26 protein-coding genes are annotated in these 24,490 nt (G+C 62.7%); 13 read left to right on the top strand and 13 right to left on the bottom strand.

Features of this window, described 5'->3' with window-relative positions; all coding sequences use genetic code 11:
- Positions 1–141: 141 nt before the first annotated feature.
- The 6 genes from mltG to fabD all read right to left on the bottom strand — a co-directional run bounded on the left by mltG (position 142) and on the right by fabD (position 5,596).
- Complete coding sequence (gene mltG / locus ACGYK7_RS08260; protein WP_394400863.1) at positions 142–1,326, bottom strand: endolytic transglycosylase MltG; 1,185 nt, start codon at positions 1,324–1,326, stop codon at positions 142–144.
- Entirely contained in the window at positions 1,327–2,586 is a 1,260-nt protein-coding gene (gene fabF / locus ACGYK7_RS08255; protein ID WP_394400861.1) for a beta-ketoacyl-ACP synthase II, read from the bottom strand.
- 142 nt (positions 2,587–2,728) lie between these two features.
- The gene (locus ACGYK7_RS08250; RefSeq protein WP_394400858.1) at positions 2,729–3,262 is read right to left on the bottom strand and encodes a GNAT family N-acetyltransferase; all 534 of its coding nucleotides are present in this window, start codon (positions 3,260–3,262) and stop codon (positions 2,729–2,731) included.
- A 159-nt stretch (positions 3,263–3,421) separates the two neighbouring features.
- Positions 3,422–3,655, bottom strand: coding sequence for an acyl carrier protein (locus tag ACGYK7_RS08245; RefSeq protein WP_067261852.1), 234 nt, complete (start codon positions 3,653–3,655; stop codon positions 3,422–3,424).
- 202 nt (positions 3,656–3,857) lie between these two features.
- A complete protein-coding gene (fabG, locus tag ACGYK7_RS08240) occupies positions 3,858–4,595 on the bottom strand; it encodes a 3-oxoacyl-[acyl-carrier-protein] reductase (RefSeq protein ID WP_394400856.1) in 738 nt (245 codons plus the stop codon).
- Positions 4,596–4,663: 68 nt separating this feature from the next.
- Positions 4,664–5,596 carry an ACP S-malonyltransferase gene (gene fabD / locus ACGYK7_RS08235; RefSeq protein WP_394400854.1) on the bottom strand — a complete coding sequence of 311 codons (933 nt, stop codon included), beginning with the start codon at positions 5,594–5,596 and terminating at the stop codon, positions 4,664–4,666.
- A 224-nt stretch (positions 5,597–5,820) separates the two neighbouring features.
- Between fabD and rpsF the strand changes: the two genes are divergently transcribed.
- The 6 genes from rpsF (at position 5,821) to ACGYK7_RS08205 (ending at position 10,166) form a co-directional block, all read left to right on the top strand.
- A complete protein-coding gene (gene rpsF / locus ACGYK7_RS08230) occupies positions 5,821–6,174 on the top strand; it encodes a 30S ribosomal protein S6 (RefSeq protein WP_067261847.1) in 354 nt (117 codons plus the stop codon).
- Positions 6,175–6,203: 29 nt separating this feature from the next.
- Positions 6,204–6,431 (top strand): 30S ribosomal protein S18, encoded by a 228-nt coding sequence (rpsR, locus tag ACGYK7_RS08225; RefSeq protein ID WP_005852865.1) that lies wholly within the window; start codon positions 6,204–6,206, stop codon positions 6,429–6,431.
- A gap of 11 nt (positions 6,432–6,442) precedes the next feature.
- Positions 6,443–7,069, top strand: a complete 627-nt coding sequence (rplI, locus tag ACGYK7_RS08220) for a 50S ribosomal protein L9 (protein ID WP_067261846.1) — start codon at positions 6,443–6,445, stop codon at positions 7,067–7,069.
- 161 nt (positions 7,070–7,230) lie between these two features.
- On the top strand, positions 7,231–7,521 hold the full coding sequence (locus tag ACGYK7_RS08215; protein ID WP_394400851.1) for a hypothetical protein: 291 nt from the start codon (positions 7,231–7,233) through the stop codon (positions 7,519–7,521).
- A 129-nt stretch (positions 7,522–7,650) separates the two neighbouring features.
- Positions 7,651–8,136 (top strand): transglycosylase SLT domain-containing protein, encoded by a 486-nt coding sequence (locus tag ACGYK7_RS08210; protein WP_394400849.1) that lies wholly within the window; start codon positions 7,651–7,653, stop codon positions 8,134–8,136.
- Positions 8,137–8,207: 71 nt separating this feature from the next.
- Entirely contained in the window at positions 8,208–10,166 is a 1,959-nt protein-coding gene (locus ACGYK7_RS08205; RefSeq protein ID WP_394400846.1) for a bifunctional 2',3'-cyclic-nucleotide 2'-phosphodiesterase/3'-nucleotidase, read from the top strand.
- A gap of 306 nt (positions 10,167–10,472) precedes the next feature.
- Here the strand turns inward: ACGYK7_RS08205 and tig are convergent, their stop codons facing one another.
- From tig to ACGYK7_RS08190, 3 genes are all read right to left on the bottom strand, one after another.
- Positions 10,473–11,804: a trigger factor gene (gene tig / locus ACGYK7_RS08200; RefSeq protein ID WP_394400843.1), complete on the bottom strand. Its 1,332-nt coding sequence runs from the start codon at positions 11,802–11,804 to the stop codon at positions 10,473–10,475.
- A 154-nt stretch (positions 11,805–11,958) separates the two neighbouring features.
- Positions 11,959–12,876, bottom strand: a complete 918-nt coding sequence (locus ACGYK7_RS08195) for a calcium/sodium antiporter (protein ID WP_394400840.1) — start codon at positions 12,874–12,876, stop codon at positions 11,959–11,961.
- 127 nt (positions 12,877–13,003) lie between these two features.
- Positions 13,004–13,288 carry a DUF2312 domain-containing protein gene (locus ACGYK7_RS08190; protein ID WP_067261835.1) on the bottom strand — a complete coding sequence of 95 codons (285 nt, stop codon included), beginning with the start codon at positions 13,286–13,288 and terminating at the stop codon, positions 13,004–13,006.
- Positions 13,289–13,396: 108 nt separating this feature from the next.
- On the opposite strand from ACGYK7_RS08190, the gene ACGYK7_RS08185 reads away from it, so the two are divergent.
- Both ACGYK7_RS08185 and ACGYK7_RS08180 read left to right on the top strand, forming a co-directional pair.
- The gene (locus ACGYK7_RS08185) at positions 13,397–13,636 is read left to right on the top strand and encodes a hypothetical protein (RefSeq protein ID WP_168612596.1); all 240 of its coding nucleotides are present in this window, start codon (positions 13,397–13,399) and stop codon (positions 13,634–13,636) included.
- 67 nt (positions 13,637–13,703) lie between these two features.
- Positions 13,704–14,126 (top strand): TIGR01244 family sulfur transferase, encoded by a 423-nt coding sequence (locus ACGYK7_RS08180; RefSeq protein WP_394400837.1) that lies wholly within the window; start codon positions 13,704–13,706, stop codon positions 14,124–14,126.
- 32 nt (positions 14,127–14,158) lie between these two features.
- Here the strand turns inward: ACGYK7_RS08180 and ACGYK7_RS08175 are convergent, their stop codons facing one another.
- From ACGYK7_RS08175 to ACGYK7_RS08160, 4 genes are all read right to left on the bottom strand, one after another.
- Entirely contained in the window at positions 14,159–16,858 is a 2,700-nt protein-coding gene (locus ACGYK7_RS08175; protein WP_394400834.1) for an ATP-binding protein, read from the bottom strand.
- Entirely contained in the window at positions 16,858–17,148 is a 291-nt protein-coding gene (locus ACGYK7_RS08170) for a hypothetical protein (RefSeq protein WP_394400831.1), read from the bottom strand. Before ACGYK7_RS08170 ends, ACGYK7_RS08175 begins: the two co-directional genes overlap by 1 nt.
- 6 nt (positions 17,149–17,154) lie before the next feature.
- Positions 17,155–17,523 carry a response regulator transcription factor gene (locus tag ACGYK7_RS08165; RefSeq protein WP_067261826.1) on the bottom strand — a complete coding sequence of 123 codons (369 nt, stop codon included), beginning with the start codon at positions 17,521–17,523 and terminating at the stop codon, positions 17,155–17,157.
- Positions 17,524–17,639: 116 nt separating this feature from the next.
- Positions 17,640–18,932, bottom strand: a complete 1,293-nt coding sequence (locus tag ACGYK7_RS08160) for a helix-turn-helix domain-containing protein (protein ID WP_394400827.1) — start codon at positions 18,930–18,932, stop codon at positions 17,640–17,642.
- Between the two features lie 234 nt (positions 18,933–19,166).
- Here ACGYK7_RS08160 and ACGYK7_RS08155 point away from each other — a divergent pair, with 234 nt between their 5' ends.
- The 5 genes from ACGYK7_RS08155 (at position 19,167) to ACGYK7_RS08135 (ending at position 24,413) form a co-directional block, all read left to right on the top strand.
- Entirely contained in the window at positions 19,167–20,513 is a 1,347-nt protein-coding gene (locus ACGYK7_RS08155; protein ID WP_093925940.1) for a substrate-binding protein, read from the top strand.
- A gap of 101 nt (positions 20,514–20,614) precedes the next feature.
- Entirely contained in the window at positions 20,615–21,643 is a 1,029-nt protein-coding gene (locus ACGYK7_RS08150; protein ID WP_394400824.1) for a branched-chain amino acid ABC transporter permease, read from the top strand.
- A gap of 3 nt (positions 21,644–21,646) precedes the next feature.
- Positions 21,647–22,852: a branched-chain amino acid ABC transporter permease gene (locus tag ACGYK7_RS08145; protein ID WP_209218747.1), complete on the top strand. Its 1,206-nt coding sequence runs from the start codon at positions 21,647–21,649 to the stop codon at positions 22,850–22,852.
- Between the two features lie 10 nt (positions 22,853–22,862).
- Entirely contained in the window at positions 22,863–23,627 is a 765-nt protein-coding gene (locus ACGYK7_RS08140) for an ABC transporter ATP-binding protein (RefSeq protein WP_067261818.1), read from the top strand.
- 33 nt (positions 23,628–23,660) lie between these two features.
- Complete coding sequence (locus ACGYK7_RS08135) at positions 23,661–24,413, top strand: ABC transporter ATP-binding protein (protein WP_067261816.1); 753 nt, start codon at positions 23,661–23,663, stop codon at positions 24,411–24,413.
- The last annotated feature ends 77 nt before the right edge of the window (positions 24,414–24,490 follow it).

Raw genomic sequence — 24,490 nt, 5'->3', positions numbered from 1 at the left:
ATGTTCTCTAGCGTGCCACAAGTCCTACGTCAGACCGCGCGCAAAGTCAAGAAAAACTGTGTTAACAAGATCTTACAGCGCCGTTCGGCAAAGTACCCGGGCAATAAAAACCCCGCTGTCTCCAGCGGGGTTTTTAATGTCTCAGTTTCCGCCCGTTGAGGCATTGCCCGCCGCTTCCGCGCCGCGCTCCGCCTCGATCTCGCGCCAGCGTGCGACATTGCGGTTATGCTCGTCCAAGGTTTCCGCAAAAGCGTGCCCCCCGGTGCCATCCGCCACGAAGAAAACGAAATCCGTCTCCGCCGGTTGCGCCGCCGCCATCAGGCTCGCCCGGCCCGGGTTGGCGATGGGAGTGGGCGGCAGACCGTCGATCACATAGGTGTTCCACGGCGTCTCTGCCCGCAGTTCCGAGCGCCGCAGCCCCCGGCCCAGCACGCCCTTGCCCTCGGTTACCCCGTAGATCACCGTGGGGTCGGTCTGAAGCCGCATCCCTTGGTTCAAACGGTTCACGAAAACGCTCGCCACCTGCTCACGTTCGGCGGCGACACCGGTTTCCTTTTCGATGATCGACGCAAGGATCAACAGTTCTTCGGGCGTCTCGATCGGCAGATCGGGGTCGCGCGCCTCAAAGGCTTCGGCCAAGAGCACCTCTTGCGCTGCGGCCATTCGTGCGATCACCTCGGCGCGGTCGTCGCCCGGGCGCACCTCATAGCTATCGGGCGCGAGGCTGCCCTCGGCCGGAAGCTCCTCAACCTCGCCGGTCAATTGCTCGACCTGCTTGAGCGCTTCGACAACTTGCCAGCTGGTCACACCTTCGGCCAATGCCACACGAAACCGCGTGTCGTTCTTGCTGGAGATTTCGGAATATGCCTCAGGGGCCTCTTCCTCACCCGGCGTGAACTCTGCGCGTTCGACGAAACGGCTGGTGACCGGGTCCAACTCACGGACCTGAACGCTCACCCGGTTCACACCCACGCGATAGACAACCTCGGTGCCGCAGGTGCTGGCCCCGCCTTGGGTCACAATATCCACGATCCCCTGCATCGAGGTGCCGGGCTGCACCAGAAAGCTGCCCGCTTTCAGGCTGCTCGACTTCTCCTCATAATCCGCGCCGATGCGAAAGATCGCGGGCGAGGAAACCGCGCCCTGTTCCTCAAGGTTCTGGCTCACCTGCCGCATGTTCGAGCCGCGCTCGACCTGCACACAGATCGCCTGCTCCAACGGCCCTTCCGAGACATAGGCCGACTTGCCCCAGAGGATGATCCCCCCAAGCAGAAACAGGCCGACCAACAGAAACGTCACGGCGTTAGAGGCGATATGACGCCACATTTAGCTGACTTTCCCGAACAGAACCGAAGCGTTGGTGCCGCCGAACCCAAAGGAGTTGCTAAGCGCCACGTCGATCTTGCGCTCGACCTTCTTGTTCGGCGCAAGATCGATCTTGGTCTCGACCGCCGGATTGTCGAGGTTGATCGTCGGCGGTGCCACCTGATCGCGGATCGCGAGCATGCAGAAGATCGCCTCGATCGCACCCGCGGCGCCCAAAAGGTGCCCGGTGGCGGATTTGGTCGAAGACATGGTCACATTGCCCGCCGCATCGCCCATCAGTCGCTCGACCGCGCCCAATTCAATCGTGTCGGCCATGGTCGAGGTGCCATGCGCGTTGATGTAATCCACATCCGCAGGCTCCAGCCCCGCGTTCTTCAGCGCAGCCCGCATGGAGCGTTCGCCGCCCTCGCCATCCTCGGAAGGGGCGGTGATGTGATGCGCATCGCCCGAAAGGCCATAGCCCAAGACCTCGGCATAGATTTTGGCACCGCGCGCCTTGGCGTGTTCATACTCTTCCAGCACCACGATGCCCGCGCCCTCGCCCATGACGAAACCGTCGCGGTCCACGTCATAGGGGCGGCTCGCCTTTTGCGGATCATCGCCGCGTTTGGTCGACAGCGCCTTGCAGGCGTTGAAGCCCGCCATGCCGATCTCGCAAATCGCCGCCTCGGCACCGCCCGCGATCATCACATCCGCATCACCGTATTTGATCAGCCGCGCCGCATCGCCGATGGCATGCGCGCCGGTCGAACAGGCGGTCACGACCGAGTGGTTCGGCCCTTTGAAACCATAGCGGATCGACACCTGACCCGAGATCAGGTTGATCAGCGCACCCGGCACGAAGAAGGGGCTGACCCGGCGCGGGCCTTTTTCGTGCATCATCACGGCGGTATTGGCGATGGAGTTCAACCCCCCGATGCCCGAGCCAATCAGAACGCCGGTGCGCTCCTGATCTTCCTGTTCGGTCGGCATCCAGCCCGAATCCTCAACCGCTTGCTGGGCGGCCGCCATGCCGAAAAGGATGAAGGTATCGACCTTGCGCTGCTCTTTCGGCTCCATGTATTTATTGGCATCGAAGGTGCCATCGCTGCCGTCGCCCAAAGGGACTTCGCAAGCGTATTGGGTCACCAGTTTGCTGGCGTCAAAGCCGGTGATCGGCCCGGCCCCGGATTGCCCATCGAGGATCCGTTTCCAGCTTTCTTCCACGCCGTCCGCGAGCGGGGTAACCAAACCCAAACCCGTTACTACAACTCTGCGCATCTCAGTGCCCCTTGCCGATAATGTCTCGGCGAACCTCTTACCCTGCAAAAGCCTGTAGGCACAAGCATATCGGCGGGGGTCCGCAGGCAAAGCGCAAAAACGCCGATGGGTCAGATCTCAGGGGCCGCCGCCCGATTGGGGCTCAGCCCGGCGGGCCGCGCCGGGTCATCAGATGCACCGCGCCGCCTGCCGTTGTCACGTCGCGCAGCGCCTGATAACCAAGCGCCCCCGCGATCCGCAGAGCGGCCTCATTCCCCGCAGAGATCACGCAGACCGTCCGGCCCGTGATCACCCGATCAAACCACTCATGCGCGGCGCGGGCGGCCTCGGCTCCCAGCCGTTGGTCCTGCGCCTGAGGGGCCAAGACCAGCCGCGCTTCGGGGTAAGTGTCGAAATCCTCACCGAAATTGCGGGTGCCAAAGACGAAACCGGTCTGGCCCAACATCTCGCGCTGGCAATGGAGCTGCACCGCCCACTGCCCAAATCCCGTGATCTGCCAATGGCCCGCGTTGCGCAGAAAAGCGTCCCATGACTGCCCCTTGGGCCGAGGTTGGTCGAGGATCCGGTCCGCCACATCGGGCATCGCCCAAATCTCGGCATAGCGCTGAAAGTCCTCGGCGCGCATGGCGCGCAGGGTCAGTCTGGCGGTGTTGATGGTCGGGATCGTGCGGGACATGGGGTGAATTGCCTTCACGCTTGAGACTTCTTGGCGCAGACATGCGGCCTCCGTCTCCAAGGGACAAGCCCACCCCGTTCAGACAAATAAAAACGGCGTCATTCCGCTAGGAACAACGCCGTTTTCAAAACTCAAATCCGCCGGTCGCCCGGCAAAGCCTTAGGAGGCTTCTTTGATGAACTTGACCGCATCGCCAACGGTCTGGATGTTCTCAGCCGCGTCATCGGGGATCTCGATGCCGAACTCTTCTTCGAACGCCATCACCAGTTCCACGGTGTCGAGGCTGTCTGCGCCGAGATCGTCGATGAACGACGCATTCTCAGTCACTTTGTCCTCTTCCACGCTCAGGTGTTCTACAACGATCTTTTTCACGCGGTCTGCGACGTCGCTCATAATAAGTCCTCATGTCTTCGGGCCATTCAAGGCCCCTTTTGGTTTCCGCCCGCCGATGATCAGCGTTTGGAGGATGCCCCAAAAGGGGCGGCTATTTCCTTGTTCGCACAAGGCGCAGGGGGTGATCAAGCACCCTCCGTTTCGATTCTGCGCCCCCTTTAGCACATGCGCCGGGCTTGGCAAACGCTATTGAGGCGCAGGGTCACAACATGGCCATACCGCCGTTCACATGCAAGGTGGTCCCTGTCACATAAGCGGCCTCGGCGCTGGAAAGATAGACCACGGCGGCGGCGATCTCATCCGGGTCGCCCATGCGGCCTGCGGGAATTTGCCCCATGATTCCAGACTTTTGCTCATCCGTCAGCTTGTCGGTCATGGCGGTGGTGATGAACCCCGGCGCCACGGCGTTCACGGTGATCCCGCGGCTTGCCACCTCATAGGCCAGCGACTTGGACATGCCCACGACACCCGCCTTCGAGGCCGCGTAATTCGCCTGACCGGGGTTGCCTGTGGCGCCCACCACGCTGGAGATATTGATGATCCGGCCCCAACGCGCCTTCATCATGCCGCGCATCACCCCTTTGCAGAGCTTGAAGGTCGCGGTGAGGTTCACGTTCAGCACCGAATTCCACTCGTCATCCGACATGCGCATGAAAAGATTGTCGCGGGTGATGCCCGCGTTGTTCACCAGAATATCGACGGAGCCCATGGCCTCCGCCGCCTGTTTCGGCAGCGCGTCGACGGCCTCCATATCACTCAGGTTACACGGCAGCACATGGGCGCGTTCGCCCAACTCGGCCTTTAGCGCCTCAAGCGGTTCGGTCCGCGTGCCCGACAAGCCAACGGCGGCGCCTTGGGCGTGCAGCTTGCGCGCGATATCCGCGCCGATGCCGCCCGAAGCGCCGGTGATCAGGGCATTCTTTCCTGTAAGATCGAACATGTCTCTTCCTTTATTCTCTCAAAGGGCGCGAGGCCCCGATGCGGCGGAAATGCCGCTTATTCTATGCCTCAGGCGTCAGAAGCGGCTTTTACCTCATCCGGCGTGCCGATGCTGCGGGTGGCGACACTTTTGTCGATGCGCCGGATCATGCCCGAAAGCGCCTTGCCCGCGCCGATCTCCCAAGCCTCGGTCACGCCCTGTCCGGCCATCCACTCGACCGAGGAACGCCAGCGCACCCGGCCCGTAACCTGCTCGACCAGCAGATCGCGGATGCGGGCGGCGTCCGAAACCGCCCCGGCGGTGACATTGGCCACCAGCGGCACGACGGGGTCGTTGAAGGTCACCTCGCCCAGTGCTTTCGCCATTTCTTCCGCAGCCGGCCCCATCAGTGGGCAATGGAAAGGGGCGGAGACGGGCAGCAGCAGCGCGCGCTTGGCCCCGGCCTCTTTCGCCATGGCGACGGCGCGCTCGACCGCGGCCTTCTCGCCCGAGAGAACGTTCTGGCTTGGGTCGTTTTCATTGGCGACCTGACAGACCGCGCCCTCGGCAGCAGCTTCGGCCAGTTTCTCGGTCTCCTCAATGCCAAGGCCGAGAATCGCCGCCATGGCGCCCTCGCCTACCGGCACGGCGGCCTGCATCGCACGGCCGCGAATACGCAGCAGCCGCGCGGTGTCGGCCAGTGACAGGGCACCTGCGGCACAGAGCGCGGAATATTCGCCGAGGCTGTGACCGGCCACGAAAGCGGCTTTCTCAACGGTCACACCCTCAGCCTTCAGCGCGGCCATGGCAGCCATCGAGGTCGCCATCAGCGCGGGCTGGGCGTTTTCGGTCAGGGTCAGCGTCTCGATGTCGCCCTCCCAGATCAGCTCCGACAGCTTCTCGCCCAAGGCCGCATCGACCTCGTCGAAAACGGCGCGGGCTTCGGGGTAGGCTTCGGCCAGATCGCGGCCCATGCCGATGGTCTGGGCGCCCTGCCCGGGGAAAACGAATGCGATGCTCATGGTTGCAGCCTCTTATTAGCGATTTCATCCGATGTATCGCGTCCCATGCCGCAAGGGCAAGCCCGTCCCGGCCCGCGCGGCCCCACCAAGGGGTTGCCGTGGCCGGGAAACCGTGTATACGGGCGCTTCCTTGCACAGCATATGAACCGCGCAGACTCTCGTGGTGGGGAGCAAGGATGACCGCCCCGCCTATGAAATGCGCCTTGATACAAATAGGAGTGCACATGCCGCTTTATGAGCATGTTATGATTGCGCGTCAGGACCTGTCCAACACGCAAGCAGAAGGCCTCATCGAACACTTTGGCACCGTCCTCGCGGACAACGACGGCAAGCTCGTCGACAGCGAGTACTGGGGCGTCAAGACGATGGCCTACAAGATCAACAAGAACCGCAAGGGCCACTATGCCTTCCTGCGTTCGGACGCACCCGCGACCGCCGTGCAGGAAATGGAACGCCTGATGCGCCTGCATGATGACGTGATGCGCGTCCTGACCATCAAGGTCGACGAGCACAAAGAACTGCCCTCCGTGCAGATGCAGAAACGCGACGAACGCGACAACCGTCGCGAGCGCCGTTGATCGCCAGCTTGAAGAAGAGGACATAAACCATGGCTGCAAAACCATTTTTCCGCCGTCGCAAAGTCTGCCCCTTCTCGGGCGACAACGCACCTGCGATCGACTACAAGGACACACGTCTGCTGCAACGCTACATTTCTGAGCGTGGCAAGATCGTTCCTTCCCGCATCACCGCCGTATCGGCCAAGAAACAACGCGAGCTGGCCCGTGCCATCAAACGCGCCCGTTTCCTCGCCCTGCTGCCCTACGCCGTCAAGTAAGGAGAGAGCACATGCAAGTTATCCTTCTGGAACGTGTGGCCAAACTGGGCCAGATGGGCGAAGTCGTGGACGTAAAGCCCGGCTATGCCCGCAACTACCTGCTGCCGCAGGGCAAGGCGCTGTCGGCCTCCAAGGCCAACGTCGAAGCCTTTGAAGGCCAGAAAGCCCAGCTCGAAGCACAGAACCTCGAGACCAAGAAAGAAGCCGAGAAACTCGCCGAGAAGCTGAACGGTCAGCAGTTCGTCGTGATTCGCTCCGCTTCCGACGCCGGCGCGCTCTACGGCTCCGTCACCACCCGTGACGCCGCCGAAGCCGCGACCGCCGAAGGTTTCTCGATCGACCGCAAACAGGTCGTTCTGGGCAATCCGATCAAGGAACTGGGCGTGCACGACGTGCGCATCATCCTGCACCCCGAAGTCGACGCCACGATCGAGCTGAACGTTGCACGTTCGCCCGAAGAGGCCGAGCTTCAGGCATCGGGCAAATCGATTCAGGAACTGGCCGCCGAAGAGGAAGCCGCCGCTGAATTCGAGATCTCCGAACTCTTCGACGACATCGGCTCCGCCGCTGACGAAGACGGCGACTCGGACGTGGTGCGCACCCCCGAGGGCGACGCACAGGACGACAGCAACAGCTGATCCGGCCTGTCCGATCTGACATGAAACGCCGCGCGGTCCTCCGCGCGGCGTTTTCTTTTGTGACGGAGCGAGAACCGCCCGGCCTGCGCCTCTGGTGCAAAGCCCTGCAAAAACAGCGCGATTTATGCTATGATACCTCCATTCAGCATGGAGGATGACACATGCGTTACATCACCATCAGCACTTGGGAACTCACCGACGGGGCGGATTACGACCTGGCCCTGCGCGCCATCGAAGAAAAGCGCCTGCCCGCCCTCAAGGGTTTTGGCGCCAGCCGCATCACCGTGGTCCGCACCTCTGAGCGGACCAGTGCCGTGATCACCGAATGGCCCGACAGGGCCACGCGCGACGCCGCCGAACTCAAGATCGACGAGGTCCGCCGTTCGGTAAAGCGCGAAGATCAAAGCCGCATGACCGGCGAAATGAAAGGCGAAATCGTCGCCGACGTTTAAGCGTGGCGGAAAGCCGCGCCTGACGCCTCGAAGCTTGGGCAAGGGGCCGCGTATCCTGCGCCTGCACCCTTGCCCGATGGCTCCCATGGGGTGATCTTCGCGCCGGATATAACAAGCCTCCGGTGCATCATGCCTCAGACCACACGCCGCATGTTCCTTTCGTTCATCGCCGCCAGCACGATCACCGCGTGCAGTGCCGCGCCCGATGTCTCTCCCGCGCCGCCGCAGCGCCCTGCCCTGCCGCTGCACCCGAATGAAACGCCCGAACTGCGGCGCAAGATCAACCACTGGGCCGACTTCTATGAGCTGCCGCGCCCCTTGGTTCACCGTCTGGCCATCCGCGAAAGCACACACAATCCCCGCGCCCGAAACGGCCCCTATTACGGGCTGCTGCAAATCTTGCCCGCCACCGCGCGGTCGATGGGATTTCAGGGCCAGCCTTCCGATCTTTTGGATGCCGATACCAATCTGAAATACGCGCTAAAATACCTGCGCGGCGCGTGGCTCCTGTCGGACGGTGACCATGGCACCGCCATCAAATGGTACGCCCGCGGTTACTATTACGAGGCCAAGCGCCGCGGCATGCTTGTGGAAACCGGCCTACGGGACGGGTGATTAATTTTCGGGCTTGCGCGGCCTCTCGCTTCGCCTCAGGTAGGTGTTGACCACGACAGAAGGAACGCCGCATGACCCTCCGCCTCAACCGCCGTCACTTCCTCGCCGGCACTGCCGGATTGCTGGCCCTGCACCCCTTCTCTCTGCGCGCCGCGGCCAATCAAGCCCATCTGCGGTTGATGGAGACGACGGACCTGCATGTGCATGTCTTTCCTTACGACTATTACGCCGACAAGGATGTCGACACCGTGGGCCTTGCCCGCACCGCGAGCATCGTCAAGTCGATCCGCGCCGAGGCGACCAATACGCTGATGCTCGACAATGGCGACTTTTTGCAGGGCAATCCGATGGGCGATTACATCGCCTATGAGCGCGGCATGAAAGAGGGCGATATGCATCCGGTGATCCAAGCGATGAACACGCTTGGCTATGACGCCTCGACCCTGGGCAATCACGAGTTCAATTACGGGCTCGACTTTCTGATGAAATCCCTCGCCGGGGCCGAATTCCCCGTGGTCAGCGCCAATGTCGTCAAAAAGATCGGCGCCAAGCCAAGCGACGACCAGACGCTGGTCAAACCCTATGTCTTGCTGGACCGTATGCTGACCGATGGCGCGGGCGAGACGCATCCCATCAAGATCGGCATCATCGGCTTTGTCCCGCCCCAGATCATGAGTTGGGACCGCCGCCACCTCGAAGGCAAGGTGCAGGCCCGCGATATCCTTGAGGCTGCCCGCGCATGGGTGCCGCAGATGAAAGAGGCAGGCGCGGACATCATCATTGCCCTGTCCCACTCGGGCATCGGTGCGGCCAAGGAAGAGGATATGATGGAAAACGCCTCTGTCCCCCTCGCCGCTGTGGAAGGGATCGACGCCATCATGACCGGGCACAGCCACCTCGTCTTCCCCTCGGGCAGCTATGCGGACTATCCGGGCGTGGACGTTAGCGAGGGCACGATCCACGGCAAGCCCGCCACCATGGGCGGATTCTGGGGCAGCCACCTCGGCCTGATCGACCTGATGCTTGAGCGTGACGGCAGCGGCTGGCGCATCGCCAGCCACAGCGCCGAGGCCCGGGCCATTTCGCAGCGCAACGAAGACCGCTCAGTGATGCCGCTGGTGGAAAGCGATGCCGAGGTGCTCGCCTCCGTCCAGCAGGACCATGACGAGACGCTGGCCTATGTCCGCCGCGCCGTGGGCAAGACAGATGCCAATCTGCACAGCTATTTCGCGCTGGTGGCGGATGATCCTTCGGTGCAGGTCGTCTCAAACGCGCAGCGCTGGTATATCGAACAGATGCTGAAGGGCACCGCGCATGAGGGGCTGCCGATCCTCTCTGCCGCCGCCCCCTTCAAGGCCGGTGGCCGTGGCGGGTCGGAGTATTATACCGATGTGCCCAAAGGCGATGTGGCGATCAAGAATGTTGCCGACCTCTACCTCTACCCCAACACCGCCCGCGCGGTGCGCGTGACCGGGGCGCAGGTGAAGGATTGGCTCGAACGCTCTGCTGGCATGTTCAACCAGATCACCCCGGGCAAGGCCAACCAACCACTGCTGAACCCGGAGTTCCCGAGCTATAATTTCGACGTGATCGACGGGGTGAGCTATCAGATCGACCTTAGCCAGCCTTCCAAATTCGGCCCCAAGGGCACCGTGGCAAACCCTGAGGCGAGCCGGATCGTGAACCTTGAGTTCGAAGGCAAACCCCTTGATCCTAAAGCCGAATTCATCATCGCCACCAACAACTACCGCGCCAGCGGCGGCGGTGCCTTCCCCGGTGCGATGGGCGATACCATCGTGTTCGAGGGGCCAGACACCAACCGCGATGTCATCGTGCGCTATATCGTCGAGAAAGGCACCATCAGCCCCCGCGCAGATGGCAACTGGCGTTTCGCGCCGTTGGAGGGGACGAGCGTATTGTTCGAAACAGGGCCGAAGGCGGCGGACTACGTCGATGAGGTGACCGGCGTAGAGATGGAACAGGTAGGCGACACGGAAGACGGTTTCGCGCAGTTCCGGATTACTTTGTGACATCCCCGATACGTATCAGCGTCTGACACTGCCACAAAGGGCAGCGCCCTCCCTCGGGGGGCGTTGCCGCGTTTGAGTTCGACGGATAGGCGCCGCCTCCACCAACGCCGCGCTCAACCGAGACCTCGCAAAATCGCCCTCCGGGGGGACCCGGGGTGCCCCCCGGGCGGGCCGTCGGCAGTAGGTTCGGTAATCCTTCAAGCCCATCCAGCGTGGCAGGCAAAGGTCACGCTTATCGTGCGGTCCAAAGGAAACAGGGGCGACGGTTGCCCGTCGCCCCTGCCCCAAATTCCGATCTGGTAAGACTTACTCGTCTTCCAGCTCTTCAACAGCTTTCTGAAGCTCTTCTTTCGAGATTTCTTTCTCGGTCACTTTGGCCTGTTCGACCACGTGATCGACAACCTTGTCCTCGAAGATCGGCGCGCGCATCTGCTGCTGCATCTGCTGGTTCTGCTGCACGAATTCAAAGAACTGGCGCTCCTGACCCGGGTACTGACGCGCCTGGTTCATGATCGCTTGGGTCATCTCGGCGTCGGTCACCTGAACGTCGGCTTTCTGGCCCAGCTCGGCCAGCAGCAGGCCCAGACGGACGCGGCGCTCGGCCAATGTCTTGTGCTCGTCTGTGGGTTCGATCTCGGGGTGGTCATGGCCCTGAACGTCGGGGTTTTCCTCGTGCCACAGCTGATGCGCGATCTGCTTGGCCTCGGCGTCAACCAGCGACGGCGGCAGGTCGAAGCTGACCTCTTTGTCGAGCGCGTCCAGCAGGTTACGCTTCATCACGGCACGCGATGCACCGGCATATTCCGCTTCCAGACGCTCAGCGATCTGACCTTTCAGCGCTTCGAGATCCTCGGCACCAAATTTCTTGGCCATCTCGTCGTTCACTTCAGCGGCGACGGGCTCTTTCACTTCTTTCACGGTGCAAGCGAAGGTCGCTTCCTTACCGGCCAGATGCGCGGCCTGATACTCTTCGGGGAAGTTGACGACGACAGATTTCTCTTCGCCCGCCTTCACGCCAACCAGCTGCTCTTCGAAACCGGGGATGAAGGAGTTTGAGCCCAGCACCAGCGGGTAATCTTCCGCCGCACCGCCTTCGAATTCTTCGCCGTCGACGGAGCCTTTGAAGTCGATCACAACCTGATCGCCATCTTCCGCCTTGGCACCCTCTTTGCGGGCTTTGAAGTCCTGCGCGGTTTCGGCAAGGCTTGCCAGCGCTTCTTCGACAGCCGCATCGTCAGCTTTGACCACCATCTTTTCCAGTTCGATCTTGCTCAGATCAACTTCGGGAATCTCAGGCAGTTTTTCGTAGGACATGGAGACTTCGACGTCGTCACCCTCTTTCCAGTCCTCATTGGTCATCTTGACCTCGGGCTGCATCGCGGGGCGGTCGCCGGTCTTCTCGAAATGCTCGTTCATGGCGCCGTCGATGCTTTCCTGCATCGCTTCACCCATGATCCGCTGGCCAAACTGCTTTTTCAGCAGCGCCATCGGCACCTTGCCCTTGCGGAAGCCCTTCATCTCGACTTCGGGCTGCGCCTCGGCCAGCTTCTCGTTGACCTTGGCGTCAAGCTCATCGGCGGTGACGGTGATGTTGTAACCGCGTTTCAGACCTTCGTTCAGCGTCTCGTTGACCTGCATGTGTGCTCCATAGGGTAAGGCCGCGCGGCGGGGGCGCGGGCGAAAATTTGTGTCCTTCTATGGGTGTTGAACCGCCTGCGCAAGGGGGTCCGCGGCCCTTCGCGCCACATCCGCAGAATTCGCCCCCAGCCCCGCCGGACAACCCATAGCCGGGCTAGACCAAAAGCACGGCGACATAGGCCACATAGGCCAGCGCAAAGAGCGCTCCCTGCCCGCGTGAGAGCCGCCGGCCAAAGGCGCAGGCGATCAGGGCCACGGTGGCGCCCAGCATCACCCAGATGTCGAGCGTGGCGATCTGCGCGGCCACCCCCACTGGCTGGATCAGCGCGGTGATGCCCAGCACGCCGAGGATGTTGAAAATGTTGGAGCCGACGACATTGCCCAATGCCACATCGCTCTGCCCGCGCCGTGCGGCGATGATGGACGTGACCAATTCCGGCATGGAGGTGCCCACGGCCACGATGGTCAACCCGATCACCGCCTCCGACAGCCCCACGGCCTGCGCAAGCGCCACGGCCCCGGTAACGAGAAAGCGCGCCGAAAGAATGGTCAGCAAAAGCCCCCCAAGCAGCCAGACGAGCGCCCGCCAAAACGGCGCTTGATCCGGCAGCGGCTCCATCGCCTCCGCCGCGCTTCGGTCGCTGCGAAAGGTGTAAATCAGATAGGCCGCCAGCCCCATGAGGGCGACACGCCCCGCAAGCCGATCCACCTGCCCCAGCAGCACGGCGCCGAGGCACAGCAGGCTCGCCGCCAGCATGACCGTCCCGTCCCGCGCGAAACTACGCCCAGAGATGGCCACCGGGGCGATCACCGCCGCAAGGCCGAGAATCAGCAGGATATTCGCGATGTTCGATCCCACGACATTGCCAAGCGCGATGTCCGGCGCACCCAGCAAAGCCGCCTGAACCGAGGTCACCAATTCAGGCGCCGAGGTGCCAAAGCCCACGACCGTCAGCCCGATCACCAAGGGCGACAAGCCAACCCTCTGCGCCAGCGCCACCGCGCCGCGCACCAGATACTCACCACCGAGCACGAGCCCCAGCAGACCACCAAGGACAAATAGAATGTTCACGGGAAAAATCTCACTGGCCTCAGACCATCGGGCGCCGCGGAGACCGCGCAGACGCCCGATGCAAATGGGGTTGGGCCGCAGGCGTTCAAGGCCGCGCGGAAAATTCAGGTCCGCTGCGGTAGGGCGCTCACATGCCCAAGGCTTCCTTGTACATCTCCATCACCGCTTCTTCTTCGGCAATGTCGTCCTTGTCGCGCTTGCGCAGGGCGATCACCTTGCGCAGCACCTTGGTGTCGTAGCCGCGCGATTTCGCTTCGGCCATCACCTCTTTTTGCTGTTCGGCAAGGTCTTTCTTCTCGGCGTCCAAACGCTCGATCCGCTCGACGAACTGGCGCAGCTCATTGGCGGTGACCCGGTAGGTCGCATCGCCCTGGGATTCGACGACATCGGGATTGGTGCTGGTATCGCTCATGGGAAGTCCTCACGGAATGGCTGGCTCTGGCGGGTTTGACTACAGGCTGCACGCCCAGCCCGCAAGCGGGACTTGCCCCCCTTGGCGGTTTGGCGTAGCTCTGGCCCCATGGAAAGCGCAAACACATCTATTTTCGATCTCATGGTCTGGGGCGGCGCGGGTCTGTCCCTCTTGGGATTGCTCGGTCTGGGCTGGTGCATCATCAAGGTGAGCCGTGCAAAACGCGCGCAGCTCGACGATGAGGAGATGCGCGTGGTGCTGCGCAAGGTCGTGCCGCTGAACATGGGCGCGCTGTTTCTCTCTGTCATCGGCTTGATGCTGGTGATCCTCGGGATTTCGCTGGGCTAATCGGCAGGTTTGAACGGCCCGCTTCGGCGGTGCTGGACAGGGCCGCTGCATCTGCTTAAATCGGCCCATGGATATTCGCCAAATCACCCCCCGCTATTTCGTCGCCCCGCAGATCGAGCCCGGTGACATGGAAAGCCTGCGCGCCCAAGGCATCACCCGCATCCTGTGCAACCGCCCCGACGCGGAAGTGCCGCCCAGCCATCAGGCCGCCGCCATGCGCGACGCGGCCGAGGCCGCAGGGATTGCCTTTGCCGAACAGCCGCTGACCCATCAGACCATGACCCCCGATGTCATCGCCCAGAACCGCGCCCTTGGCGTGGAGACCGATGACACCGTGCTGGCCTATTGCGCCTCGGGCACCCGCTCCACCATCGCTTGGGCCTTGGGCCAAGCTGGTGCGATGGACAGCGACGCGATCATCGAAGCGGCGCGTCAGGGCGGGTATGACCTTGAAAACATGCGCCCCATGCTGGGGCAAAGCTATACCTGAGGTCTCTGCCGGTCCCATCGGGGGCCGGTATTTTACGCCGCTGCGGTCAAGGCACGGGCGGGCAGTTGCACCCGGAAGGCCGTGCCGGGCACATCCCGCAAAAAGCTGATCTCTCCGCCCAAGCGGCACATGATTTCACGACAGATGGCAAGGCCAAGCCCCGCGCCATCGCCCTCCCCCGTGATGCGCGAGAACTTCTCGAAAATCAGCGCCTCTGACCCTGCGTCGATCCCATGGCCGTTGTCGACAAAATCAATCACCAGCCCCTGCGCCGTCACCCGCGGGGTGATCACCAATTGTGGGTGATCGGCGGCGCAGTATTTACGGGCGTTGGTGACGAGGTTGATAAAGACCTGCACCAGCCGGTCGAGATCGCTGGTCAGCACGATATCCTCGGCCTGCGGATCACGCAGCACTTTGAGCGGCCGCGTGGCCCCCGCCTGCGCCGTGGTCACCGCCAGATCCAGCAGGTCACGCAGGTTGCCCTCGCGCTGGTTCAGCGTCACCTGCCCGTTCTCCAGCACCGAGAGATCCAACAGGTCATCCAACAGCCGCGTCAGGCGGATCGTCTCGCTATGGATAATCGTGGCATAGCGGTTCTTGTCGGCGTCCGTGAGACCGGGCGCATCGCGCAGGATCTCGGAAAACGAGCGGATCGAGGTCATCGGCGTGCGCAATTCATGGCTGATCTGGCTGAGGAAACTGTCTTTTTGCAGCGACAGCTGCGTCAGCTTCTCATTCGCCGCGCGCAGCTGCGCCGCCGTCTCGGTCAACTCGCGGGACTTGGCCTCCAACTGGCTGGAATACTCCAGCATCTGCGCGGATTCGTCGGCCACGGCCAAAAGGTCTTGGACCGAGACAGAGGCTCCGCCGACGATCTGCGCCACCATTGCATGGGCCGTGGCCGCCCCGACAGAGGCCGCCAACTCCCGCTCCAGCGCCTGCACGAATCGCGGCGTGGGCTCCGGCAGACGCCGCCCCTGCCCCTGCCGCTCGGCCTCGCGGGTGAAAAACGCCTGCGCCTCCGTCGCGCCCAAGATACGCTGCGCCATGATCATCAGGTCTTCGCTGCCCGCGACCGAGGCCGTCCACCCCCGCGCCGGTCCGGAATGGTCAAACACATTGACGAATTGCGCGCCCTGAAGCCGCTCCAACGGTGTGGGGAAGCTAAAGAGGGAGACGACGACGAAAACCAGCGTGTTGAGCGCGAGGCTCCAGACCACCGCATGCACCGTCGGATCAATCCCCGGCAGTCCGAAAAGCGCTTCGGGCCGCAGCCAAGCGAGGCCCCAAAGCCCCTGCTCCAAAGTCGCGGTCGACAGGGCCACATCCGGGCCAAAGCTCGGCAGCAACATGGTAAAAACCCAAAGCACAAAGCCCGTGCCCAACCCGCAAAGGGCGCCGGTCCGCGTGGCCCCGCGCCAGAGCACCCCGCCCAGCATCGCGGGCAGAAACTGCGCCACCCCACCGAAAGAGATCGTGCCGATCGCTGCCAGCGCCCCGCTGCCGCCCGAGGCGCGATAGTAGAGATAACCCAAGCCCACCACGCAGAAGATCGACAGCCGCCGCGCAAGTATGACAATATTGCGCACATCCCCCGACTGCGTCGCCCCATCGCGGCGCAGCGCCAGCCAGATCGGCATGACGATATGGTTGCTGACCATGGTCGAAAGCGCCAGCGTGGCGACGATCACCATCGAGGTCGCCGAAGAGAAACCGCCCAAGAAAGACAGCATCGCCAGTCCGTTTTGCCCTTGGGAGAGCGGCAGGCTCAGCACGAAAAGATCGGGGTTCGCGCCTTCGGGCATCAGGTCCAGCCCCACCACCGCGATGGGCACGACGAAAAGGCTCATCAGCATGAGGTAAAGGGGGAAGGCCCAGCTTGCGATTTGCAACTGCCGCTCGTCGTCGTTCTCGACAACCATGACTTGGAACATGCGCGGCAGACACAAAAGCGCGGCCCCCGAAAGCACGGTCAACGCGGCCCAACGGCTGCCCTGCACCTCCCATTGGCCGATGGCGGAGGCGTCTATCCGGGCCAAAGTCTCGCCCAAGCCGCCGGCCAGCCCCCAGATGACGTAGACCCCCACCGCCACCAGCGCCAAGAGCTTGACCACGGCCTCCACCGCGATGGCGATGACCACGCCGTGATGCCGTTCGTTTACGGTCAAATTCCGAGTGCCGAAGAGCACGGTAAAGAGCGTCAGCCCCGCTGCGACCCAAAGCGCCGCCTGCCCCCGGTTGATCACATCGCCCCCCGCCTCGGCCAGCAGCACGTCGGCGGCCGCGAAGATCGACAGCGACAGGATAACCGATTGCAATTGCAGCGCGATATAGGGCGTCACACCGATCACGGCCATGACCGTCACGACGATCGCCAGCGTGTTGGACTTGCCGTAGCGCGATGAAATCAGGTCCGCAATCGAGGTGACGCGATGGCTTCGCCCGATCCGCACCAAACGCCGCAGCCCCCACCACCAGCCGATCATCACCAGCGAAGGGCCGAGGTAGATGGTCACATATTCCAGCCCCGAGCGCGCCGCATATCCCACCGCGCCGTAAAAGGTCCACGCGGTGCAGTAGATCGACAGCGACAGGGTATAGACCAGCGGCGAGCGCAGCAGCCAGCCGCCCTGCCCGCGCAGGGCCGCGCGTTCGGCGGCGAAGGCCACGATGAACAGCCCCGCCACATACATCAGGCAAACCGCCACCAACTGGTTGAGCGACACCATCAGCGCGGCCCGTCCGGCTGCGCTGCATCCTCACCCGAGACCACATCCCGCGTCCGCCGCCAAAGCGCCCATGTCCCCAAGATCAGCAGCGCCCAAACCCCAAAGAGATAGCGCAGCGCCACGCTCATCGGGATTGTCGGTGCCGTGGGGTCCGGGCCGGCCGCTGGCACGGGCCAGAGCAGCGGCACCATCCACAGCATCAGCCCCAGAAGCGGCAGCAGGCGCACCGCATCCATCATCCGCCGCTGACGGTAGCCGCGTTTTTCCAAAAAGATCGGCCTACGGGGCATGGCGGGTCAACTGGCGATCAGGTCGCGCACCGCGTCGAGCATTTCGGCATTCGAAAACGGCTTGGTCATGAAGCGGCTGACACCCGCCTTTTCTGCCATGGCACGGTCCCGGCTCTGGCCCCGCGCGGTCAGCATCAGCACCGGCAACGCGCCGGTTTCGGGGTCACCGCGCAGCTCGTCCAATATCTCGAAACCGCTTTTGCCTGGCAGCATCACGTCGAGCATCACCAGATCCGGCGATGCCTTGCGGATCACCTCCACCGCCCCCGACCCATTGGCCAAGGTCTCCACACGCCAACCCTCTTGGCTTAGCAAAAAGCGGATGGCCTCGGCGATATTCACCTCGTCCTCCACCAGAACTACGAGTTTGCTCATCGGCAAAAAGTCTCCCCCTCGGTGTGCGGCCGCCCCGTCTTGCTGCGGGGTCTCGCGCACCGGGGGGAGCATGCATCGGTTTGCCAGCCCTGTCAAAAACTGCCTTCCGCGCGGCCTTAGATCCCCTCGCGCAGGATCGAAGGCTCGCGCCGCGCGCGGCATCCTTCGACCGGGCAAATGCGACAGGTCGCCCCCACCGGCTGCGCAGGCGCCGCCCCCGAGGGCACCGGCAAGAGCAGCATGACCGACTGGCTGAGCGGCGGCGTGTTATAGGCGGCGGCGGCCTGCACCTCACAGGTGGCAATCGCCTCGAACTGCGCCTGCCCGCGCCCCATCTGCATGACGCGGGATTTCATCACCAGCGCCGGCTGCCCCTGCACCGCAAAGAGCGGCCAAAGCGGGCAGCAGGCGCCAAAGCGCGGCACGGTGAAACCTTCGACCGACTTGGCGAATGTGACGCTGCCAGAGCGGTCACAAACCACCAGTCCCGCGCCGAGGTCGGGCAGTGAGGCCAAGCGCCGCAGCACCCGGCCCATCGGTTGATCGAGTGCCCGCGCCAGTTCGGCAGGGTCATGCCCCGCCTCCGCCGTCGCCCGCTCCAGCCTTGCCAAAGGCAGCGCCGCCGCGTCGCGGGCGATCTGTTGCAACACCCCCGTCGCGATATGCTGCGCGGCTTTGGTTTTAAGCGTTTCGGCCTGTTCGACCAGCGCCGCAATCGCCGCCTGCGGGGCGCGCGCCTCTTCCAAAGGGTCGAAACGGTAGTCATGCGCGGCGAGGAAACTCTCAACCTCGGCCTGTGGCGAATGGGCGACCTCTCGGGTCTCGGCGGCATTGTCGAAATAGGTCACCAGCGCCTGCGCGCTGTCGGACAAGCGGCGGCTGTCTTGGTGGATATTGGCGTGAAACCTGTCACGCCACTCGGCCTGCAAACTGTCCGTCTCGGCCAGAATAGCGGCGGTAGAACGGATCGCCGCGGCGGTACTCAATAGTTCGTGCATGGAGGTGGCAAGCTGCGGGTCATGGGCCAAACGGTCCGAGAGCGCCTCGACCGTCTGCTCCAGCGCCGCGATGCGCCGCTGGCTGTTGGCCAGCACCTTGGCCCAGCCCGGAAACCGCCCCGCGAATTCATCCGCCCGGTCGCCCTCGGGCCCGGTCAGCCCCGCGTCCTCTGCCGCCTCGCGCAGTGTGGCGATCAGCGCGGCTTCCGCCCCTTCGGTCAGCGCCTGCGGCTCGACCCCAAGCGCATGGGCGATATTGAGCAAGAGCTTGCCGCCGATTCTGCGCCGATTGTGTTCGATGAGGTTAAGATAGCTGGCCGAGATGCCGCTTTGCTGCGCAAGCTCGGCCTGTTTCAGCCCCGCCATCACGCGCCGCTCACGAATGCGGCTGCCGGTCAGACCCTCACGCATGGGAAAGCCCCGCCGGATGTTTCGCCCGTTGTTTCAAGGTCTTTCTGCGCCGCAATATCATATTCTTTACAATCCCTCCGGCAGTATTGCGAATATATTTACAAAAAAATCGTTTCGATCAAGCGCCTTATTGATCGGTTTTCATTTTCCGCGCCATAGTTTCTTTGCACTATTGCGTGTTGTGGCATCGGGGGGAGGTTCCGCTGCCGCGACTTACAAAAAAGGGAGGACTTCATGTCGTTTACGAAACTGACACGCCGCGGACTTATCCAGACCGGCGCGGTTGCCGGTGCAGGGTTGGCGCTGCCGACCTATCTGCGCGCGGAAAATCACGCGGGCTTTACCAACGCCCCCACGGGCAGCACCGTGACGCTTGGCTTCAACGTGCCCCAGACCGGCCCCTATGCCGAAGAAGGTCTGGATGAGCTGCGCGCGCAGGAGCTTGCGGTCGAACACCTCAATGGCGGCGGCGACGGCGGCATGATGAACACCTTCAGCTCCAAGGCGCTGAAAGGGAACGGCATTCTGGGCAAGAAGGTCGAATATGTCACCGGCGACACCCAGACCAAATCCGACGCCGCCCGCGCCAGCGCCAAGTCGATGATCGAAAAAGACGGCGCGGTGATGATCAACGGCGGCTCGTCCTCGGGCGTGGCCGTGGCGGTGCAAGACCTTTGCCAATCGGCGGGCGTGATCTTCATGGCGGGTCTCACCCACGCCAATGACACCACCGGCAAGGACCGCAAGGCCAATGGCTTCCGGCATTTCTTCAACGCCTATATGTCCGCTGCCGCCCTCGCCCCGGTGCTGAAAAACGCCTATGGCTCTGAGCGTCGCGCCTATCACCTGACCGCGGATTACAACTGGGGCTGGACCCAGCAGGAATCCATCGCCGCCGCGACCGAGGCGATGGGCTGGGAGACCGTGGAGAACGTGCTGACGCCGCTCGCCTCGACCGATTTCTCCTCCTATATCGCGCCGGTTCTGAACTCGGGCGCCGATGTGCTGGTGCTGAACCACTACGGCGGCAACATGGTGAACTCGCTCACCAACGCGGTGCAGTTCGGCCTGCTCGACAAAGAGGTCAACGGCAAGAAGTTCGAGATCGTCGTGCCGCTCTACTCCGAACTGATGGCCGCCGGTGCCGGGGCCAACGTGCAGGGCGTGATCGGCTCGATGAACTGGAACTGGCAGCTGCAGGATGAAGGGTCGAAGGCCTTCACCAAATCCTTTGGTGAGAAATATGGCCGCCCGCCCTCGAACTCGGCGCATACCTGCTACGTGCAAACGCTGCTCTATGCCGATGCGGTGGAACGCGCAGGCTCGTTCAACCCCTGCGCCGTGGTCGAGGCGCTTGAGGGCTATGAGTTCGACGGTCTGGGCAACGGGCCGACGCTCTACCGTGCGGACGATCACCAGTGTTTCAAGGACGTGCTCGTGATGAAGGGGGCGGAGAACCCGACCAATGAATACGACACGCTGGAGATCGTCGAACAGACGCCCCGTGCACAGGTCGAATATGCCCCCGATCACCCGATGTTCGCGGGCGGTGATCTGGGCAAATGCAACCCCGGCGCGTGATCCGCTGACATCAGATGGCGCGCGGGCCTGATCCTGCGCGCCCTTTTTATCGCTGCAAGCGGCAAGGCCGCTTGTAAACGCTTCCCTTACAGGTGGGGACCATGGACGCAATCCTTCTGCAAATACTCAACGGCCTCGACAAAGGCTCGGCCTATGCGCTGATCGCGCTTGGGCTGACGCTGATCTTCGGCACCCTTGGCGTGGTCAATTTCGCCCATGGGGCGCTTTTCATGATCGGGGCCTTCTGTGCGGTCACGCTGCAACGCATTCTGACGCTGAGCGTCGAGACCATCGACGAGACCAAGAAGGATTTCCTCGGCAATCCGCTGAAGGTCAAAACCCCCTATGTCGAACAGTGGTTCGGGCCGGAAACGGGACAGGCGATCATTGACTGGTCGGTGCCGCTGGCGATCCTCTTTGCGATCCCTGTGATGCTGCTGATTGGCTTCATCATGGAACGCGGACTGATCAAGCACTTCTATAAGCGGCCCCATGCGGATCAGATCCTCGTGACCTTCGGCCTTGCCATCGTCTTGCAGGAAGTCGTCAAATATTTCTACGGTGCCAACCCGATCCCCACCCCTGCGCCGCAGGCTTTCGTGGGCAGCTTCGATTTTGCCCCGCTTTTGGGGTTGGACACGTCTTTGGCCTACCCCTATTGGCGCTTGGTCTACTTTGGCTTTTCCACCCTCATCATCGCTGCGGTTTTTGCTTTCTTGCAATTCACCACCTTCGGCATGGTCGTCCGCGCCGGCATGGCGGACCGTGAGACCGTGGGCCTTCTGGGCATCGACATCGACCGCCGCTTTACCATCATGTTCGGCATTGCTGCCGCCGTGGCGGGGCTTGCGGGCGTGATGTATGCGCCGATCAACTCGCCCAATTATCACATGGGCATGGACTTTCTGGTGCTGAGCTTCGTCGTCGTCGTGGTCGGCGGCATGGGCTCGCTGCCCGGCGCAGTGCTGGCGGGGTTCCTTTTGGGCATCCTGGAAAGCCTCGCATCCATGAATGAAATCAAAAACATCATCTACGGTATCGACCAGATCATCATCTACATCGTTGCCATCGTGATCCTGCTGGTCCGCCCGCGCGGTCTGATGGGTCGCCGCGGCGTGATGGAGGAATAGGACATGTTCGGACTGGAAAAACGCGATACGCTTCTCTTGGGGGTCGTGATCGTTCTCACGCTCTTCGCCCCCTTCATCCTCAACCCCTTTCCGGCGGATTCGGGCCTTGCACAGTTCAACGCCGGCTACCCCGACCTGATGCAACGCTTTGTGATCTTTGGCATCTTCGCCATCGGGTTCAACATCCTCTTCGGGCTTACCGGCTATCTCTCCTTTGGCCATGCGGCCTTTCTGGGGGTCGGTTCCTACTCTGCCGTCTGGATGTTCAAACTGCTCAGCTACAACGTCGTGCCCGCGCTGGTACTCGCCGTCATCATGGCCGGGCTGTTCTCGGCACTCATCGGCTACATCAGCCTGCGGCGCTCGGGCATCTACTTTTCGATCCTGACACTGGCCTTCGCGCAGATGTCCTTCAACCTCGCCTATTCGGTGCTGACGCCGATCACCAATGGTGAGACGGGGCTGCAGATCTATACTTCCGATCCGCAATACCTCCAATCCGTAGATGCGCCCAGCTTCCCTAATCTCTTCGGGGCGGCGATGAACTCCTCGACGACACTCTTTTTCGGCGGTTGGACCTTCACCTTCTCGGTCGGCTACTACTTCTGCGCGGTCTTCCTGATCCTCGCCTTCTATCTGGCGATCCGCATCTTCCGCTCGCCCTTTGGCATGATGCTGCGGGCGGTGAAATCGAACCAGCAGCGGATGAATTACACCGGGTTGAACACGCGGCCTTATACGCTGGCGGCCTTTGTCATCTCGGGCATGTATGCCGGGCTTGCGGGCGGTCTGCTGGCGGCGATGGACCCGCTGGCGGGCGCCGAACGGATGCAGTGGACCGCATCGGGGGAAGTGGTGCTGATGACGATCCTTGGCGGCGCGGGCACGCTCATCGGGCCGGTGCTGGGCGCGGGCTTCATCAAGTATTTCGAGAACATCTTCGCCAAGATCAACGACAACGTGCTGCACGGCTGGTTCGCCTTCATGCCCGACGGGATCGAAGACGCGATGGTCGCGATCATTCACCCCTTCGTCGGCAAGGGCTGGCACCTGACGCTTGGCCTTCTGTTCATGCTGGTCGTGATCTTCCTGCCCGGTGGGCTGGTCGAGGGTGGGCAACGTCTGGGCCGGGTCTTCCGCCGCCGGGACAAGAACGCAGGCTCGGTCGAGGCCGACGCCGCCCAACAACGCAGCGAAGCCGCGGAATAGGAGAGACATCATGGCCATTCTCGAAGTCAAAAATGTCGGCAAGCGCTTTGGCGGGTTGCAGGCGCTGAGCGATGTGAACCTCAGCGTGGCGGAGAACTCCGTCCACGCGATCATCGGCCCCAATGGGGCGGGCAAATCCACGCTGCTGAACTGTCTGGTGGGCAAGCTCATCCCCGACACCGGCTCTGTCATGTTCGACGGGCAGTCGGTGCTGGGGCGCAAACCCTATGAAATCAACCAGATGGGCATTTCCCGCGTGTTCCAAACCCCCGAGATCTTTGGTGATCTCACGGTGATGGAGAATATGCTGATCCCCTGCCTTGCCAAACGCGACGGGGCGTTTCAACTGAACGGCTGGTCGCGGGTCGTGGGCCAACGCGACATGATCGACAAGGCCGAGGAAATGCTCCGCGACATGCGGATGATCGACAAACGCCACATGCCCGCGGCCTCCATGTCACGGGGCGACAAGCGGCGGCTGGAAATCGCCATGTGCCTCGCCCAAGACCCCCGTCTGCTGCTTTTGGACGAACCGACTGCCGGGATGGCGCGGGCCGATACCAACAACACCATCGACCTGCTCAAACAGATCAAGGACGAGCGCGACATCACCATCGCCATCATCGAACACGACATGCATGTCGTCTTTTCACTGGCCGAGCGGATCACCGTGCTGGCCCAAGGCACGCCGCTGGTCGAAGACACCCCCGACCGGATCAAGGGCCACCCCAAGGTGCGCGAAGCCTATCTCGGCGAAAGCCAAGACGCCGCCTGACCCCCTCCTATTGCCGCAGATCTAGGACAGCATATGACCACCAGCACGCTCGACAAAAACGCCAACCACGCCCAAACCGCCCCGGCCTTCCTCTCGGTCTGGGACATTCACGCCTATTACGGCGAAAGCTACATCGTGCAGGGGGTGAGCTTTAACGTCCATGAGGGGGAGATTCTCGCCCTGCTGGGCCGCAACGGGGCGGGCAAGACCTCGACCCTGCGGGCCATCGCGCGGGTGAGCGACCCGGAGTTGAAACGCGGGGAGGTCTGGCTTGACCATCAGCCGCTGCACAATATGGCCAGCCACCAAGCCTCTGCCGCGGGGCTGGCGCTGGTGCCCGAAGACCGCCGCATCATTTCCGGTCTCACCGTCGAAGAGAACCTCAAGCTCGCCCAGATCGCCCCGCCCATCGGCTGGTCGCTCGACCGGCTCTACGATCTCTTCCCCCGCCTGCGTGAGCGGCGCCATCAAGAGGGGGTGACCCTCTCGGGCGGGGAGCAGCAGATGCTCGCCATCGCCCGCGCCTTGGCCCGTGACATCAAGGTGTTGCTGCTCGATGAACCCTACGAAGGGCTGGCGCCGGTGATCGTGGATGAGATCGAAAAGACGCTGGGGCTGATCAAGGCGCAGGGCATCACCACGATTCTGGTCGAACAAAACGCGGTGCGGGCGCTGAAACTGGCCGACCGGGCGGTGATCCTCGACACCGGCGGCGTGGTCTTCGACGGCACCGCCGCCGAGGTGCTGGACAACGCGGAACTGCGCGCGGAATACCTCGCGATCTGACCCAAGGTCACTCAGGTCCGGGGCGCGGGGCTGGGGCACAGCCTCAATCTCGCGCCCCGGGACCGCTTTGGCGACAA

This window comes from Sulfitobacter sp. 1A15299, assembly GCF_043556915.1.
Classification (GTDB): domain Bacteria; phylum Pseudomonadota; class Alphaproteobacteria; order Rhodobacterales; family Rhodobacteraceae; genus Sulfitobacter.
Note: the sequence above shows the minus strand (reverse complement) of the source record. Positions and strands in the feature narration are given on the sequence as shown.